This window comes from Streptomyces griseiscabiei, from assembly GCF_020010925.1.
Taxonomy (GTDB): domain Bacteria; phylum Actinomycetota; class Actinomycetes; order Streptomycetales; family Streptomycetaceae; genus Streptomyces; species Streptomyces griseiscabiei.
Map to the genome: position 1 here is coordinate 2,563,770 of NZ_JAGJBZ010000001.1, position 17,575 is coordinate 2,581,344.

Below are 17,575 nucleotides of genomic sequence, written 5' to 3' on the forward strand. Positions count from 1 at the left end.
TTGTTGGGGCGTTCGGTGCTCACAGGTGCTGCTCCGGGGAAGTGCGGGGAACGAGTGGGGGGTTCAGGTTCAGCCCTTGTTGGCGCCCAGCGTGAGGCCGCTGACGAACTGCCGCTGGAGCACGAAGTACACGATCAGGGTCGGGATCGCGGTGAGCAGGGCTCCGGCTGCGACCAGGTTGGGGTCGGTGAAGTACTGGCCGGAGAGGTTGTTCAGCGCCGAGGTGATCGGCATGTTCTCGCCGGTGGAGATCAGCACGATCGCCCAGAAGAAATCGTTGTAGATCCAGATGGACAGCAACGTCGCCAGGGCGGCCATGGCGGGCTTGCACAGGGGCAGCACGATCTGCCAGTACAGGCGCCAGACGGAGGCGCCGTCGACCAGGGCGGCCTCGGTCAGCTCGTGCGGCAGGGAGCGCATGTAGTTGGCCAGCACGAAGGCGCAGAAGCCGGACTGGAACGCCACGTGGATCAGTACCAGGCCCAGCGCGGAGTCGTAGAGCTTGCCGCTCATGGTGATGCCGGGCAGGTCGATGAGCAGATACAGGCGGTACAGCGGGGTGATGATGACCTGCTGGGGCAGCAGGTTGCCGGCCGTGAACACCAGCAGCAGGAACAGATTGACCCGGAAGTCGAAGCGGCTGACGTAGAAGGCGACCATCGACGACAGGAACAGCGTCAGCAGCACCGCGGGGATCGCCACCAGCAATGTGTTGCCGAAGTAGTGCAGCATGTCTGACTGCTGGAAGGCGTTGGTGAAGTTGTCGAGGCTCAGTTCGTCGGGCCAGGAGACGTAGCCCTTGGTGCTGGTCTCGGCGTACGGGCGCATCGCCGCGTACATCGCCCACAGCAGGGGTGCGAGCCAGGCCAGCGCGGCACCGGCGAGGAAGACGTGCAGCAGGATCCGGGCAGGGCGGACGGGGGTGCGCTGCTTGGCCAGCGCGCCAGAGTTCAAAGGGGTGGCGCGAAGCGCCTCGTTCAGGGTGGTGGTGGGCGACGGGTGGGAGCTCATGCGCGCCGCTCCTTCCGGAAGGTCGCGATCAGATACGGGATGATCACGGCAAGCGAGATCACCAGCAGGACCACGGCGATCGCGGAGCCGTATCCGATGCGGCTGGACTCACCGATGATGTTGTTGGTGACCAGGATCGACAGCAACTCGGTGCCCTCGGCGCCCTTGTTGAAGACGAAGACGAGGTCGAAGGCGCGCAGCGCCTCGATGATCGTCACGACCAGGACGACGGTGTTGGTGGGGCGCAGGGTGGGGAAGATGACGTTCTTGAACGTCTGCCACTCGTTGGCGCCGTCCAGCGAGGACGCCTCCCGAAGCGCCGGGTCGACACCCTTCAGGCCGGCCAGGTAGAGAATCATCATGTAGCCGGTGTGGCGCCAGGAGGCGGCGATGAGGACGGACCACAGGTTGAGGTCCGGGTCGCCGATCCAGTCGATGTAGTGGCCGGGCTCGTTGGCGCCGATGATGCTGTTGATCAGGCCGGTGTCGGGGTTGTAGACGAGCTGCCATACGAACCCGATGACCGCCATCGACAGCACGACGGGCAGGAAGAACGCGGTCTGGTACACCTTGCTGAACCGGATCTTCTTGTCGAGCTGCACGGCCAGGAACAGGCCGAGCGGCGTCGGGATCAGGATGAGCACGACGAACCAGACGATGTTGTGCTCGACGGCGGGCCAGAACTGCGGGTTGCTGGTGAACAGCTCACGGAAGTTGTCCAGGCCGACCCATGTGATGGAGTCGAAGCCGATGCCGTCCCAGGTGGTGAAGGCCAGCGCGATCGAGGCGAGAGCTGTGAGCCAGACGAGCATGACGTGCAGGATCGTCGGCACCCCGGCCATCAGGCCGAGGGTGAGGCGGTCCCGTCGGGTGAGCAGCCGTCGGTGGCCCAAGGGGGCGCGCAGCCGCTTGGTCTGATTCTTGGTCACATTCTTCGGGTTGCCCGGGGGCGGCACTGCGGCCGCCCCCGAGGTGCTGGTGGTTCCGGTCCCGGTACCGGTGTTCGTGGTGGCGGTCATGCGGACGCGAAGATCGTCTTCTTCTGGCGCTCGATCGACGCCAGCAGGCTGTCGACGCCCTTGGGGTCGCGGACGAACTTCTGCAGGGCGGGCTGCATCACCGTGGAGGTGAAGTCCGGGCGGCTGTCGCGGTCCATGAACTGGGTGAGGTGCTTGGCGCCGGCGATCGTCTCGTACGCCTTCTTCTGGAGCGGGGTGTACGAGGAGGTGTCGGCCTTGTTGGAAGCCGCGACCAGGCTCGGGTCGGACTTCAGGTAGATCTGCTCTGCCTCCGGGGTGCCCAGGAACTCCAGGAGCTTCAGCGCGCCGTCCTTGTTCTTCGGAGCCTTGGAGAGCATGAAGCCGTCGGTGGGCGCCTCGACGGTGTCCTGTCCGTGCGCGGAGTCGATCTCCGGGAAGGGGAAGAAGTCAAGGTCGTCCAGGTCGGCCTTGTTCGTGAACTGCTGCGCCACGAAGCTGCCGAACAGGTACATGCCCGCCTTCTTCGAGATCAGCGTCTGGGCCGCGTCCTGCCAGGTGCGGCCGACCGCGCCCTCCTGGTGGTAGGGGAGGATCTCGGCCCAGTGGTCGAAGGCGGTGCGGACCTTGGCATCCGTCCAGGACGCCTTGCCGGCCATCAGCTCGACGTGGAAGTCGTAGCCGTTGGTACGGAAGTTGATCTGGTCGAAGGTGCCGAGCGCGGGCCAGGCGTCCTTGTCGCCGAAGGCGAACGGAACCAGGCCGTCCTTCTTCATCTGCTTGCACAGGGCGACGAGCTGGTCCCAGGTGGTGGGGACCTCGTAGCCGTACTTCTCGAAGACGCTCTTGCGGTAGAAGACGCCCCAGAGGGACGTGGAGATGGGCACGAAGTAGTACTTGCCGTCCGCGCCCTTGCTGAGCGCCTTCATCGCCTCGGGGAAGTTTCCGCCGATCTTCTGCCACACGTCGTCGATCGGGGAGGCGAGGCCCTTGGCGGCGAAGAACTGCATGCGGTAGCCGGCGAACCAGTTGAACACGTCGTCCGGGGTGCCCTGGAGGTAGGTGTTGATCTGCTCCTGGAACGTGTTGTGGTCCTTGGTGTTCACGTCGACCGTGATCCCGGACTGCTTCGTGAACGCCGCGTAGATCTCGGCGAACGCCTTCTTCGGCACCGCGTCCGACGCGTTCGACCCGAGGCTGACGGTCTTGGGGTCGGATGCCGTGCCGCTGCCGCTGCCGCTGCCGCCGCAGGCGCTGAGCAGCGGTATGCCGGCGCCGAGGACGGCTGCGCCACCGATACCGCGCAGGACGGTGCGTCGGCTGGCAGAAGGCATGGGCCGACCGAGGGAGGAAGAGTGCATTTCGGCTCCTGACAGGGCGGCCGTGCTCAGGCGGCACGTCGGCCCGCGGGGTGTGACGGGGAAGCGGTCGTCTACGCGACCAAGACTCAACACGATCGAACAAATTCGACCGGCGGTTGGGAGGAAGAGTGAACGCTCCGAGGAGTCGCTGTCAAGCCCCTTCGACCTGACCTCAGAGCTGACCGTACCTGTCGGCAGGACGGCCGGCCTACCGCCGGAGGGGAGCGACACCCCCGTTCCGCGAGCCGGCGCGAGAGCCAACTTGTATCCCTTGACCAGCAGATATGTCCACCACGGGGGCTCTCCGCACGGCGACTGCGACTCCCTTCGCCGACCGGCCGCCCTCCGACGAACCCGCATCCGCCCCTCGGAATCGATACCGCCGGAACCCTTGACGTACCGCTGTCGGCTACGTAGACATGACCACGCGGTCAGACCGCGTGGTCATACAGTTGACCGCCTTCGATGCAGACGTACGGCCGTCGGGAGACTTCATGGCAGCAGTGGTGGGACGGAGCGAGGGCTCCGCTGTGCCGCGCAGCGCGGACGTGGCCCGCCTGGCCGGGGTGTCACGCAAGACGGTGTCCCGGGTCCTCAACAACGAGCCGTACGTCTCCGAGGACGCCCGCACCAAGGTCCTCGCGGCCGCCGAGGAACTCGGCTACCGGCTGAACCAGGCGGCCAGGACACTGGTCTCCGGGCGTACCGGCTCCATCGGTGTGGTCGCCCTGGGCACCGCCGGCTACGGGACCGCTTCACTGCTCGTGCACATCGAGCGGGCCGTGCGCGACGCGGGCTACGCGCTCCGCGTGGTCAACACGCCCGACGGCGACCCGACGGGCATCGCGGGTGCCGTGGCGTCGCTGCTCGAACAAGGGGTGGACGGCGTCATCGTCTCCGAACCCATCGTGGAAGGAGACATCAGCGTCCGCGTCGGCGTCCCCGTCCTCTTCCTGGGAGCACCGCCCGCCTTCACCGCCACCCGCACCGTGACCATGGGTGTGGGCGCACAGGAACTGGCGCGGGCGGCCACCGAGCATCTGCTGGACCTGGGACACACGACCGTTCATCATCTCGCCGGTCCGCGGCGCTGGTACGCCACCAAGGACCGCATCGAAGGATGGCGTGCGGCGCTCGCGGCACGGGGCGCGCACGAGCCGCCACTGCTCAACGGTGACTGGTCGGCTGCCTCCGGCCATGCCGTGGGCCGGGCGCTGGCGTCGGACAGGTCCGTGACCGCTGTCTTCGCGGCGGGCGACGAGATGGCCATCGGGCTCATCCACGCCCTGCGGGAAGCCGGGCGCCGCGTACCCGAGGACATCAGCGTCGTCGGCTTCGACGGCAACCCGGTCTTCGCCTACGTCTCTCCTCCCCTGACCACCGTGCGCCAGCCCTTCGAGGCCGCGGCCAGAGAGGGCATCCGCCTTCTCGTGCACGCGATCGAGAAGCCCGACACCGACCTGCCGCAGGCGAGCGACCCACCGGTCGAACTCGTCGTCCGCGGCTCGACCGCGCCTCCGCCGTCGCACCCCGACAAGACGGACCGGCCCACCACCTGAGAGCACCCCGGCTTCGGAGAACACACCGCGCCCCGGGCACAGCTCCGCCACTCGCACCAGCCGTCTCACTCGCGAGGCGGATCGGTCCGACTCCTATGCCGCACGACACCGCGGTTCCTCGTACGCGGTGGACGTGCACTCCGGGCTCGCCGCTTCCCACCCGGTTTCGTCCCGGGCGGCACGCACCGGACCCTCCTGTCCCTCCCCTGCCCTGAGAGCCGCACATGTCCCCTGCACTGTTGAGCGCCAGACCCGGCGCCGCTCAGCATTCCCGCCCCACCACCCTGCTGTTGCTCATCCTGGCGCTGATCGTCGCCGCGGCGACGATTGTGCTGCCTGCCTCGGGGCGGGCTCAGGCCCTCTCCCGTCCCTCGCAGACCATGTACACCCCGCCCGCGGGTGCGCCCTCGCCCGGTTCGCTGTACCCGCGGGTGCTGCGTCTGCAGCACAACGGATCGGCCAACGGCACCCTGCTCGCCACGTTCGAGCAGTACACCAACGGTACGCCCGTCTTCCCGATCTACCGCTCCACCGACAACGGCGACTCCTGGAGCAAGCTCTCCGACGTAGCCGACACCGAGAACGGCTGGGGCATGCGCTGGCAGCCCGAGCTCTTCGAACTGCCCACGGCCATAGGCGACTTCCCGGCCGGGACCATCCTGGCCGCAGGTGACTCGGTGCCCTCCGACCGGTCGGCCACCAAGATCGACATGTACGCCAGCACCGACCGCGGTCAGACCTGGGACTTCGTCAGCAACATCGCCACAGGCGGCTCGGCGTTCGACACGAACGGCCAGACTCCCGTGTGGGAGCCGTTCTTCCTCGTCTCCGACGGCAAGCTGATCGTCTACTACTCCGACCAGCGCGACCCCGACCACGGCCAGAAGATCGTCCACCAGGTCTCCACCGACGTCCGCAACTGGGGCCCCGTCGTCGACGACGTGGCAATGCCCACCGCCGGCGACCGGCCGGGCATGCCCACCGTCGCGAAGCTGCCGAACGGCAAGTACGTCATGTCTTACGAGTACGGCGGCGCTCCCGAGGGCAACTTCTCCGTCTACTACAAGATCTCCTCCGACCCGGAGGCGTTCGGCTCGGTCACCGGCATCCCGCTGCGGACGACGGGCGGCGTGGTGCCGCAGAGCGCTCCCTACATGACCTGGCTGCCCACCGGCGGCCCCAACGGCACACTCGTCGTCAGCGCCAACAGCGCCGAGGACCTGTTCATCAACACGCAGAACGGCGCCGCGAACACCTGGACGCGCATCAGCGCCAATGTGATCGGCGGCTACAGCCGCGGCATGACGGCCCTCGCCGACGGGCACAGCCTGCTGATCCTCAGCGCCGGACGGGGAGGCAGCGGCCTCTCCAACCCGGTCACCTACAGCACGATCGACCTGGGCGGCGGCGTCTCCGACGGTGCCACCTACACCATGACCAACGCGAACAGCGCCCTGAACCTCACGATCGTCGGCGGCTCCACCACCAACGGCACCACCGCCACCCAGCAGAACCCCACCACCTCCACCAACCAGCAGTGGCGCTTCGAGCAGCAGTCCTCGGGCTACTTCAAGATCTTCAACGTCGCCAGTGGCAAGGTCCTCGGCGTCCAGAGCCAGTCCACCGCCAACGGCGCCACAGTCCTGCAGTGGGATGACAACGGCACGCCCGACCACGAATGGGCCATCGCGCCCCACCCGGCCGGCGGGTACAGCATCACCAACCGCAGCAGTGGCAAGCTCCTCGAAATACCCAGCGCCTCCACCACCGTCGGCACCGCCGCCGTCCAGTGGAGCGGCACCAGCTGCGGCTGCCAGCGCTGGAACCTCACCCAGACCGCCCTGCCGCCCCTGGGCACCGGCCAGTACGTCCTGGTGAACAAGAACAGCGGCAAGTACCTCGACATCCCGAACGGCTCCACCACCGCCGGCACCGCCGCCAACCAGTGGCAGAACACGAACTGCACCTGCCAGCTCTTCACCTTCCAGTCCGCCGGCAGCGGCGCCTGGAACATCAAGAACACCAAGAGCAACCTCAACCTCGACATCCAAGGCTCCTCCAGCGCCGCGGGCGCTGCCATCGTCCAGAACACCGCCTCCAGCGCCGACTCCCAGAAGTGGACCCTCACCGACGGGGGCGGCGGCTACTACAAACTCCGGAACGTGAACAGCACCCTCGTCGCCGGCGTCACCCAGTCCTCCACCGCCGACGGGGCAGCCGTCATCCAGTGGGGCAGCGCCAGCCTCGACGACCAGCTCTGGAAGATCGTCCGGATCAACTGACCGTCCCACCGTGCCATGACCAGGCGCGGGGACCGCCGGCGAAGCGGTTCCCGCGCCTGACGTCCGCCTCGGCCGACCAGCCGAGGCGCAGCCGACCGCTCCTCTCTACAGTGACCGATGTGAACCTCCTGCCTGCGACGGACGACCCGACCACGACGCGGACCCGCCGACAGGGCTGCCTGCGTGCGACGGGCGTCATCACACTGGTCCTGCTGGCCGCCGCGGACGTGCTCATCGCCGTCACCAACGGCAAGACCCTCTGGCCTGTGCTCCTGCTGCTGTCGCTCGGCCTCGCGGCCGTCCTGTGGCCCTCCGCCCGGCAACCCGCGTGGCTCACTCCCCAACTGCGGGCCGCCCTACCAGCAGGCGCTTCCCTGGCCTTGACCGCCGTGGCCACGACGACCGAGCGAATTCGTATGTTCGGCCCTGGGGAAGTGGCGGTCCTGCTCTGCCTGCTGCTGCTCGCCGTCCGTACCTGCCCACCACGATGGGCAGGCCCCTGTGCCCTGCTCGTCGGCGGGGCGGCCATCGCTGCACCGCTGCGCTTCTACGCAACCGGCACCCAGGACGACGCCCTGATCCTGGGGCTCACACTGGTAGTAGCGCTGATGACCGGCATCACCATCGGCCTCGGCGGCTACCTGCGCTCCCTGGACCACAGGCGCGGCGTCGCGGTCGCCGAGACCCGTCGCTCCGAACGCCTCGCCATGGCAGCCGACCTGCACGACTTCGTCGCCCACCACGTCACCGGCATCCTCATCCAGACACAGATGGCCCGCATGATGGTCAGCAGCGAACCAGATCGCCTGGACCCGGTCCTGGCGGGAATCGAGCACGCCGCGACCGAGGCGCTCGACTCCATGCGGTTGACCGTCGGAATCCTGCGCGAAGGCCCGGAGCAAACGGCCCGGCTGGAGCCGGGCGAGAACCACCTGGTGGGCGACCTGGCAGCCCTCACGGAACTCGTCGACCGATTCGGCGGCCCGACCGGCCCGAAGGCCGAACTGCACCGCTCCGCCTCCATGCCCCCGAATCTGCCCCACGAGGTACAGGCCGCCGCCTACCGCGTCGTCCAGGAAGCCCTCACGAACGTACGGCGCCACGCCGCCGACGCCACCGAAGTCACCGTCGCCCTCGCTCACGCCGACGACACCCTGCACGTGACGGTGCGCGACAACGGCCGCGCAGGCGCCCCGCTGCCCTACGCCGCCCGCGGCGGAGGCTTCGGCATCGTCGGCCTCACCGAACGCGTCACCGCACTCGGCGGCACACTGCACACCGGCCCACGCGAGGACCACGGCTGGGAGGTCATAGCACTCCTCCCCACCATGCGACGAGCGGGCCCTGGCAGGGCCGGGCATCGCTAAGGGCGCCGCCAACTCCCGCAGTCCACCCGCCCCCCGGCACCGGACTGAGGTCTGCCCGCCGGGGCGAGCAGGTGCTGCGTCCAGTTGCTGGAGCCGGTGAACGGGCGCAGGCACTTCCTACCGGGTCCCTTGTCCAGCCGTCGCCCAGTCCTCCAACAGGCGCACTGTGCGTCCGACATGTTCCTCGTGCAGGTAGTGCCCGGTGTCAGGCCAGTGTTCGACGCGGGAGCCGGGGACATGCAGGGTGCCGCGTTCCCAGGTGGCCGCTTGCGCCGAGGTCCATACGGTGAGCGCGGGCTGGCTGCGCCGGCGCAGATACGCCTCGCTGTGCGGGCGGACGCCGACCGCGCCGGAGTCGGTGTACATGCCCGCGTACGCCTGGGCGATGACGTGATCCGGGGTGCCGAGCATGGTGCGGACATGTGCCGTACGCAGTCCGGCCGGAGCGCCTGCCGGGAAGGCGCCGGCGATGAACTCGGCCGCGGCACGCGCCCCGCGTTCCCGGTACTCCGCGAGCCGGGCGGGAATCCCCTCCACTTCCGCCCCGTGCGCGCCGTGAGCCGGATCAAGGGCGATGACCGAGCGGACGAGCTCCTGATGCCGGACCGCGAGCAGGTTGACGACCTGGCCGCCCATGGAGTGGCCCACGGCGATCGCCGGCCCGGTGCCAAGGTGCCGGAGCAGCGCGGCGAGGTCGTCGGCCATCTCCGTCGGCGTGTTGCCCTCGTCGGGGACGTCCGACCGGCCGTGCCCGCGCAGGTCGGGGACGATCACGCGGAACCGGTCGGCCAGCGCCTCGGCGTGCGCGGACCACTCCCGGCCGTCCCCGCCCCAGCCGTGCACCAGAAGCAGCGGCACCGCCTCGTCGGACCCGAGATCGGTGCGGAAGAGGTGGACGCGTCTCAGGTCGTCGATCGTCATGCGGGGCCGTCCGGAAAGGTCCGGTACGTGGCGTGGGCGAAGTCCGCGTGGACACCGGCGCCGTCGAGGTCCTGCACCCACAGGCCCCACATGGCGCCGGTGAAGCCGAGAACGCGCAACTGGCCGTCGTGGAACTCGTCGGCGTGCTCGTCGGACAGGACGGTGGCGTCGAGCTCGATCGGCAGCGTCTGGACTCCCCCGCCGGTGTCGTACGAGAAGCGCAGGGCCGGAACGTCGAGTTCCGCGTGCAGGACGACCGGGCGTCCGGGCTTCAGCGGTACGGTCGGCTCATGTGCGACGAGACGGCCGGCTTCGCAGCTCAGTGCCCGCAGGACCGGGGAGCCGTCGTCCTCGGCGGTGACGTACAGGTAGTGCCAGTTGCGGGTGTTGTAGTAGGCCGTCAGACCGGCCAGATGGTCGGGGGTGCGGGGCGAGAAGGTCAGGCTGGTCTCGAAGGAGCAGCGCGGGGCGGTCACCCGCCGGGCCACCAGACTGGGCGTGCGGCGGCCCACCGGCGACTGACCGCCCCGGATGCGCAGCCGCCCCGGTGCCGGCTCGATCCAGTCGTCGCCGGCCGGGCGGCGCAGGGTGGACCAGTCGGGGCCGAGAACCGGAGCGTCGAAGCAGTCGTGCGCCGGTGGTTCGGCGACGGGCGCCGGTGGCAGCGCGGGTGCCGGCACCGCTACGGCGGGTACGGCGCCGGGGATGCGGGGCCAGCCGTCGTCGGTCCAGGTCACCGGTTGCAATGCGGTCTCCCGGCCGAGCACGCACCGGCCCCGCTCCGTGTGAGGGCGGGCGGCGATGTGAGCGGCGTACCACTGGCCCGTCGCCGTCTCGACGAGGGAGCAGTGCCCGGCCTTCTGCAACTCCAGGGACGGGTCGTGCCGGGACGTGAGCAGGGGGCCGGCCGGATCGGCCTCGTACGGGCCGAGCAGGTCGCGGGAGCGGGCCACGGCCGCGCCGTGTTCGTATCCGGTGCCGCCCTCCGCGTGCACCAGGTAGTACCAGCCGTCGCGCCGGTAGAGATGCGGGCCCTCGGCGACACCGACGGAGGTTCCGGTGGTGAGGGTGCGGGGTTCGCCGAGCAGGGCCCGGGTCTTGCGGTCGTACTCCTGGATCTCGATCCCGGCGAATCCCTCGCGGTCCGGACGCCAGTCGAACCGCATGTTCAGCAGCCAGCTGCGGCCGTCACCGTCCTCGTCATGGAACAAGGAGACGTCGAAGCCGCGGCCGTGCAGCGGAACCGGGTCGGACCACGGTCCTTCGATCGAGGGGGCCGTGGTGACGTAGTTGGGAAGGTCCTTCCATCCCTCGGCGTAGGTGTCGACGACGGTGAAGACGAGGTGGAACAGGCCGTCCGCGTACGACAGTCCGGGCGCCCAGATGCCGCCGGAGTCGGGGACGCCGGTGAGGTCGAGCAGGCGCGTGCTGTCCAGAACCCCGCCCAGGGACCGCCAGTCGACCAGGTCCCTGGAGTGGTGGATCCGGACGCCCGGGTACCACTCGAAGGTGGAGGTGGCGATGTAGAAGTCGTCGCCGACGCGGAGGATCACGGGGTCGGGTTCGAAGCCGCGCAGGACGGGGTTGTGGATCACGAAAGCTCCGCTCAGAGGGTGAACAGCAGGGTGCCGAAGCCCACGTGGTCACATTGGAACGCCGCGCCCTCCGGGCTGATGTTCCCGATGGCCGCGTACGTCCAGGGGGCGGGCAGGCTGCGGCGTTTGACGTAGTGGTTGAAGGCCATCTCGTAGATCGGGCGCAGATTCCCGCGCTCGACGGTGGAGATGGAGTTGAACGTGAGCCGGCAGGAGCCCCAGACGGTGTACGGCACGTCGTTGCCGGTGTTGTACTTCGCCGTGTACTCGAAGCCGGCCAGCAGCCGGTTGGCGGAGGCGGAGTACAGGTCCTGGCCCTGGACCCAGGCGATCTCGCAGGCCTCGGCCATGCTGCCCAGGATGAGCTGGGTGTGGGCCTGGTCGCGTCCGCTGTCCACGCACTGGCCGGAGTCCCTGATCACCCGGCTGATCTTGCAGCAGTCGTGCAGGTGGAAGGCGTCGACGGCGGCGTTGTAGAGGGAGGTGTCGTTGCAGAACACCCCGAACGCCATCATCGCCTTGATGCAGTTGGTGCCCCAGCCCGCGTCGCCGAACGTCCTCACCAGGGGCACGAAGACGTTCCTGAAGAGGTTCTCGGTCTGGGTGATCTCGGCCGCGGACCAGCTGCCCGAGGGGGCGGTGTACCGCATCAGCTCGGCTGCCGCCGCGAGTTTGAAGCCGTAGATGGAGGCCGCGAGCTGGGCGTCCTTGCCGGTGATCGAGGTGAGGGTGGAGGACCATGCCTTGATGATCTGCAGTGCCTTGGTGGCGTGGGCGGTGGTGCCCGTCAGGTTCCACATCAGGGCGTTCTGGTAGGCCGCGTTGCAGTCGTTCCAGAACTCCCAGTTGCCGATCTCGGTGGTGCCCCGGTCGATGGTCGTGCGCGGGCCCAGCATGGCGTAGGTCGACTGCGAGTACGCGTTCGCCCTGAACACGTTCCAGCCGCTGAGCCAGGGCTCGGTGGCGGCCGCGATCCGCGTCTTCATCCGCTGGATGTCGGAGAGTTTGTGCAGCACCCCGGGGTGGATGAAGGAGGTCAGGGCGTCCGCGGTCGGGGCCGCGGCGATCCCGGTGGCGGCCGCCGTGGTGCCGACGGCGGTGATCTGCAGGAAACGGCGGCGGCTCGGGGACGCGGGCGTGGCGGGCTGTGACTCGGACATGCGTCTTCCTCTTTCACTCGACGTTGAGTGTCAGGGGGTGGCAGATGAGGGGGAACCGGGCGTCGGCCCGGCTCCCCCGGTGCGGTCAGCCGGCCGCGCGCCGGCCCCGGTACAGCACGAGCGTGCTGCGCGGGCCGACCTTGGGACGCTGTCCGGCGCCGATGACGCGGCCGGTGGCAAGGTCGCGGGCCGGACCGAAGTCCTGACGGGCGGGCAGGGTGTACGTCCGTTCGGTGCTGGTGTTCATGGCGATCAGGTAGTCGCCGTACTCGCACAGATAGAACGGGGCGCGTCCGACGAGCATGGTCTCCACGCCCTCGAAGTCGACGCCCATGGCCGGGTCCGGGACGTCGGCCGGGACCGGAGCGAGCGGGTACACGTCACCCTTGAGTGCCTGGTGGAGGGTGTCGCCGGGGGGCGGGAAGCCGCCGGGCGGGATGTGTCCGGCCCCGGGATCGTTGATCGCGTAGTCCCACAGGATCCAGTCGTGGACCGTGTACGTGTCGTCGGTGGCGCCCGCCGAACGCTGGCGGATCGTCGCGGAGCGCTGGTCGGTGGGTGTGAGGTGGTGGATGCGGGCGTAGTCGTTGACGCCCTGCCGGGCGCGCCAGTACAGGGAGGCGAAGAGGAGTTCCTCGCCGTTCTTCACGGCCAGGACGCCGTTCTCCTCGTCGGTGAAGACGAAGTCGGGCCGGTCCCAGGCGGTGGGGATGCGCCCCGGGCGGGCCGGGAGGGCCTGGAAGGCGTCCCAGTCGCGGGAGACCAGGCGCAGCGCGGCGAGGCCGACGCGGGTCCAGGTGTGGTGGACGAGCAGATCGAGCTGCCGGTAGAACTGCCCGTCGTCGACCATCTCCTGGGTCCAGCCGACGATGTCCGGGTCCTTGAACACCACCGCCGACATCAGCGGGTGCGAGTCCCAGGCCGTGCGGGAGGCGTAGGCGACCTCACCGGGGTAGACCTCGTTGCGCCAGCCGACGACGGTCTCGATGCGGGAGACGCGGGCGCCCGTCTCGTCGACGTCGACCACCCGGAACCGCCCCCGGGCCTTGATGATCTTCACCATCTGCTCGCGCAGCTCCGGCGCCTCCTGGGCCCGGTATCCGCGCGTGACCGACTCGTACATCATGACCAGCCAGTCGTGGACCTCGCCGTAGCTGCCCACGTACCCCAGTTCGCGGGTCAGGCCGGCCCGGCTGACCTGGTGGTAGCTCTCACCCAGCGGCTTGGTGGGGTTGCCGTCCTTGTCCTCCTTGCCGAGGTAGGGCTTCATGCCGAGCGACTGGTACAGGTAGTCGCGGGCCTTGTCCTCCGGCAGTGCGAGGTCAGGGGCGAGCAGGCCGAGGCCGCGGTTGGCCTGGTAGAGGCCGATGGCGCAGATCTGCGACTGGTTGGTGTAGTGCGGGAAGTGCTGACGCCAGTAGTCCCGGCTCGACTTCAGCATGTCGGTGTAGGCGGCGCGCCGCACCGGCTGCTCGTGGGTTCCGGTGGCCTCGGGCGCGACAACGGCCAGGTCGTCGAACCAGGCGGTGCCCGGTCCGCTCAGCCGCAGATGGAACTCCACCTGGGTGGCGCCGGAAGGGGTTTCCAGGTCTATGGAGACCTGCTCCCACCCATGGGTTCCGGTGGCGGCGTACTGCCGGTGGTCGCCGCCGACGAGTTTGCCGCTCGCGTCGAAGAACAGCGGGTCGATGTGGGCGCCCGTGCCGGTGACGCCGTCGGTCCTGACCCAGGCGCCGTAGGTGTACTTCCCCTTGCCGACCTGGAGCTTCGCCGTGTTGTACGCCGTGACGAAGCCGTTCGCCGCGGTGGCGGCCAGCCTCAGCGACGCGGAACCGGACCGGTTGACGGACGCGTCCCGAGCCCAGGAGGCGTCGGCGGTCTTCCCCCAGCCCGGCACCTCCCAGCCCGACGGGGTGCCGGTGCCCTGCTCGAAGCCGGGGTTGCGCAGCTCGGTGGGCCCCACCATGTCCACGGAGTCGAACCAGGCCGTGCCGGGGCCGGACAGTCGCAGGTGCATCTCCACCTAGGTGGCGCCGTCGGGTGTGTCCAGGTCTATGGAGACGTATTCCCAGCCATGGGTGCCGGTGGTGGCGAACTGGCGGTGGTCGCTGCCGACCAGCTTGCCGCCCGCGTCGAAGAACAGCGGGTCGATGTGGGCGCCCGTGCCCGTGACGCCGTCGGTCCTGATCCAGGCGCCGTAGGTGTACTTCCCCTTGCCCACGCGGGTCTTGGGCGAGTTGTACACGGTGATGAATCCGTTCGCCGCGCTCGCCGTCACCTTGAGCGAGGCGGAGCCCGACCGGTTGACGGTGGTGTCCCGGGACCAGGAGGCGTCGGCGGTCTTCCCCCAGCCAGGTACCTCCCATCCCATGGGAGTGTCGCCGCCCTCTTCGAAACCGGGGTTGGAGATCTCGTACGGCGAACCGGTCACCTTCTCGTCCAGGCGGTCGCCCAGGTGCTCCCAGAGCAGCGCCAGCACCAGCCCGACCCGGCCGAAGCCCTGCCACTGCTGGTCGGAGCCGGTCATCACGGTCGCGTCGTTCTTCCACGCCATGTACCGGCCGTCGAGCGCGCGCAGGACGCGGTCCAGCGCCGCCGGGTCGTGGTACGCGGGGCTGCCGGACCAGAGGTAGCCCTCGGCGAGCGACTGGAAGGCGAAGGCGTCCATGCCGGCGGGGTTGGCCCCGGTCAGGTAGTGCTTCTGGTCCTTGGCGACCCGTTGACGCACCGCCTCCAGGATCTCGGGGCCCTCGACGGTACGAGCCTTCGGCAGCGGCGCGGGGCCCTGCACCTCACCCTTGGGCGGGACGAAGTACGGCTCGGTGTGGGTGTAGAGGCGGTAGATGCCCCGCGACGGCGTGGTCATCTTGTAGTACAGCTGGTCGACGTTCTGGCCGTAGGACCAGATGCGGCCCATCGAGCGGATCTCCAGCTTCACCTTCTTCCTGCCCCGGGTGAGCCGCTCCGGAAGCGGCAGGGTGTGGAAGAAGAACCGGCCCGGGGTGCGCGGCGCGGTGTCCAGGATGTCGAGGCTGTCGACGGCTCCCTCGTCCTGGTAGCCGACCTGCTTGCCGTCGCAGAACAGCTGCAGCCGCCACATGTTCGTGCCGGAGCCCGCCTGCTGCGAGGTGGTGTCGTAGTCGTCGCCCCACAGGCGAACGGTGACGTAGGTGGTGTCGGTCGGGCTGACGACTACGTCGAACTCGAGCGTGCCGCCCCAGTACGTGGCCGGCTCGGTGGGGTTGAGGACACGGGCCTTCTGGCCGAGGCCTCCGGTGACCGTGTCGGAGAGCGTGGCAGTGAGACCGTGCGCCGACTCGGAGCTCCCGTTGCCGAAGACGACGATGTCCAGGGGCTTGCAGACGGCCGGCTCGAAGGCGGCGTCCGCGGCCGGGGCCGCGGCGGCGGACGGGGAGTTCAGCAGGCCGAGGCCGGCCGCGGCGACGCCGGTGGTGCCGGCGTACTTGAGGACATCACGTCTTCTGGGTGCGTTGGGCACGGCTGATCCTTTACTTGAGGCTGCCCATGAGGATTCCGCTGCGCCAGTACTTCTGGAGCGCGAACATGAAGACCGCGAGCGGAACGATGGACAACAGGGACCCGGTGAGGACGAGGGTGTTCATGTCGCGGGCGGTCTGCGCCTGCTGGAGCCAGGAGTACAGCCCGAGGCTCACAGGGAACGTGCGCTCACCGGTGAGCATGAACAGGGGCAGGAAGAAGTTGTTCCAGATGTTGATGAATTCGAGCATGAAGATGGTGATGCCGCCGGTCCGCATCAGCCGCAGCGCGACCGACCAGAAGATCCGCAGCTCCCCGGCGCCGTCGAGACGGGCCGCTTCCATCAGTTCGGTGGGGACGGAGCTGTCCGCGTACACCTTGCCCAGGTAGACCCCGAACGGATTGATGAAGTACGGGATGAGTACCGACCAGATGGTGTTGGTCAGGCCGATCTGGGCGAAGACGAGGTACAGCGGGAAGGCCAGCAGGGTGCTCGGCAGCAGCGAGGCACCGACGATGACCGCGAAGAACGCGCCCCGGCCCCGGAAGTCGAACTTCGACAGCCCGTACCCGGCGGCGAGCGAGACCAGGGTGGAACCGGCCGCGCCGAGTGTGGAGTAGAGGATCGAGTTGCCGATCCAGCGGTTGAACACCCCGTCGTGGTAGGTCCAGATCTCCTGGACGTTGTCCGCCAGGTGGTTGGAGGAGAACCACAGTCCGAAGGTGGAGTACAGGTCCGTCTGGTTCTTGGTCGCGGAGACGATCAGGAACCACGTCGGGGCGAGTGAGTAGATCAGGAAGAGGACCAGCAGGCCGGTGGTGAGCGCCACCGCGCGGCGGGTGGGGCGCACGCCGCCCCCGGATACGGCAGCGCTCATGACATCTTCCTGTTCGTGGCCCGGTAGAAGACGAAGGCGAGGATGCCGGTGACCACGGCCAGGACCAGCGACTCGGCGGCGGCGTACTGGTAGTCACCGGTCTTGAACGCCTTGTCGTAGATCTCCATCATCGGAGTGAAGTCGGTGTTGATCGACTCCGGCGCGATCTGCCGCAGCAGCAGTGGTTCGGCGAACAGCTGCAGCCTCCCGATGAGGGAGAACATGCCGGTCAGCACCAGGATGCCGGTGATGTTGGGAATCTTGACCGACCAGGCGATCCGCCACTCCCTGGCCCCGTCCAGTCGGGCCGCCTCGTACAGCTCGCGGGGCAGCGCCTGTAGCGAGGCGGAGATCAGGATCATGTTGAAGCCGATCCCCTGCCAGGTCAGCAGATTGCCCAGGGAGAGGTAGGTGTTGAGGCCGCCGAAGAAGGTGATGTCCGTGCCGGCGCCGTGCGCGAGGTCGAGCAGCGGAGAGCCCGTCGGGCTGTAGAGGAACAGCCAGATCACGGTGGACACCACGGCGGGCACCACGTACGGGATGAGCAGCGCCGCGCGGAAGAACCGCACCGCACGGGCGGCCACCCCGTCCAGGAGCAGGGCGAGCAGCAGCGACAGGCCCAGCATCACCGTGATCTGAGCCGCTCCGAACAGCAGCGTGCGCAGCATGCTCGACCAGAAGGCGCCGTCGCCGAGGATGGAGGCGAAGTTGGAGAAGCCGGTGAAGACGACCCGGGTCGGGCCGAAGCCCAGCCCGCTGCTCTTCTTCTCCCTCAGGCTCTGGCTGAAGGCATAGCCGATCGGCACGACGTACGTGGCCAGGAAGCCGAGCAGGAAGGGCAGTGCGAACAGCAGTCCCTTGTGGGCTCCCCGGCTCCCGGCCCGGCGGGGGGAGGGCCGCCGGGCCGGGGAGTCGGTGGCGACCTTGGGGGGTCGCGTCAGGGTGGACACGGGTGTCTCCAGAGGT

13 protein-coding genes are annotated in these 17,575 nt (G+C 68.8%); 3 read left to right on the forward strand and 10 right to left on the reverse strand.

Translation table 11 applies throughout. From position 1 onward, the window contains the following. Positions 1-69 precede the first annotated feature (69 nt). From J8M51_RS11045 to J8M51_RS11055, 3 genes are read right to left on the reverse strand one after another with little or no spacing between them, the layout of a single operon-like run. Positions 70-1,011: a carbohydrate ABC transporter permease gene (locus J8M51_RS11045; protein ID WP_006379287.1), complete on the reverse strand. Its 942-nt coding sequence runs from the start codon at positions 1,009-1,011 to the stop codon at positions 70-72. Next, positions 1,008-2,030, reverse strand: a complete 1,023-nt coding sequence (locus tag J8M51_RS11050; protein ID WP_006378583.1) for a carbohydrate ABC transporter permease — start codon at positions 2,028-2,030, stop codon at positions 1,008-1,010. The genes J8M51_RS11045 and J8M51_RS11050 overlap by 4 nt, the downstream gene beginning before the upstream one ends. Then, positions 2,027-3,322, reverse strand: a complete 1,296-nt coding sequence (locus J8M51_RS11055; RefSeq protein WP_006378736.1) for an ABC transporter substrate-binding protein — start codon at positions 3,320-3,322, stop codon at positions 2,027-2,029. The genes J8M51_RS11050 and J8M51_RS11055 overlap by 4 nt, the downstream gene beginning before the upstream one ends. A 521-nt stretch (positions 3,323-3,843) precedes the next feature. Here J8M51_RS11055 and J8M51_RS11060 point away from each other — a divergent pair. From J8M51_RS11060 to J8M51_RS11070, 3 genes are all read left to right on the forward strand, one after another. Further along, on the forward strand, positions 3,844-4,908 hold the full coding sequence (locus J8M51_RS11060; RefSeq protein ID WP_173402939.1) for a LacI family DNA-binding transcriptional regulator: 1,065 nt from the start codon (positions 3,844-3,846) through the stop codon (positions 4,906-4,908). A gap of 224 nt (positions 4,909-5,132) precedes the next feature. After that, positions 5,133-7,190: an RICIN domain-containing protein gene (locus J8M51_RS11065; RefSeq protein ID WP_037727461.1), complete on the forward strand. Its 2,058-nt coding sequence runs from the start codon at positions 5,133-5,135 to the stop codon at positions 7,188-7,190. A gap of 110 nt (positions 7,191-7,300) precedes the next feature. Beyond that, positions 7,301-8,557 carry a sensor histidine kinase gene (locus J8M51_RS11070; protein WP_006378614.1) on the forward strand — a complete coding sequence of 419 codons (1,257 nt, stop codon included), beginning with the start codon at positions 7,301-7,303 and terminating at the stop codon, positions 8,555-8,557. Positions 8,558-8,674: 117 nt separating this feature from the next. On the opposite strand, the gene J8M51_RS11075 is transcribed toward J8M51_RS11070, so the two are convergent. The 7 genes from J8M51_RS11075 to J8M51_RS11105 form a co-directional block, all read right to left on the reverse strand. Beyond that, entirely contained in the window at positions 8,675-9,478 is an 804-nt protein-coding gene (locus J8M51_RS11075) for an alpha/beta fold hydrolase (RefSeq protein WP_006379216.1), read from the reverse strand. Then, positions 9,475-11,073 carry a glycoside hydrolase family 43 protein gene (locus J8M51_RS11080; RefSeq protein ID WP_006379147.1) on the reverse strand — a complete coding sequence of 533 codons (1,599 nt, stop codon included), beginning with the start codon at positions 11,071-11,073 and terminating at the stop codon, positions 9,475-9,477. Before J8M51_RS11080 ends, J8M51_RS11075 begins: the two co-directional genes overlap by 4 nt. Before the next feature lie 11 nt (positions 11,074-11,084). Beyond that, positions 11,085-12,233 carry an alginate lyase family protein gene (locus J8M51_RS11085; RefSeq protein WP_006378835.1) on the reverse strand — a complete coding sequence of 383 codons (1,149 nt, stop codon included), beginning with the start codon at positions 12,231-12,233 and terminating at the stop codon, positions 11,085-11,087. A gap of 85 nt (positions 12,234-12,318) precedes the next feature. Continuing rightward, the gene (locus J8M51_RS11090) at positions 12,319-14,250 is read right to left on the reverse strand and encodes a hypothetical protein (protein WP_256964237.1); all 1,932 of its coding nucleotides are present in this window, start codon (positions 14,248-14,250) and stop codon (positions 12,319-12,321) included. A 6-nt stretch (positions 14,251-14,256) separates the two neighbouring features. Further along, positions 14,257-15,732, reverse strand: a complete 1,476-nt coding sequence (locus J8M51_RS11095; protein WP_256964235.1) for a hypothetical protein — start codon at positions 15,730-15,732, stop codon at positions 14,257-14,259. Positions 15,733-15,742: 10 nt separating this feature from the next. Continuing rightward, positions 15,743-16,609, reverse strand: coding sequence for a carbohydrate ABC transporter permease (locus tag J8M51_RS11100; protein ID WP_173402938.1), 867 nt, complete (start codon positions 16,607-16,609; stop codon positions 15,743-15,745). After that, the gene (locus tag J8M51_RS11105; protein ID WP_006379128.1) at positions 16,606-17,559 is read right to left on the reverse strand and encodes a carbohydrate ABC transporter permease; all 954 of its coding nucleotides are present in this window, start codon (positions 17,557-17,559) and stop codon (positions 16,606-16,608) included. Before J8M51_RS11105 ends, J8M51_RS11100 begins: the two co-directional genes overlap by 4 nt. Between the last annotated feature and the right edge of the window lie 16 nt (positions 17,560-17,575).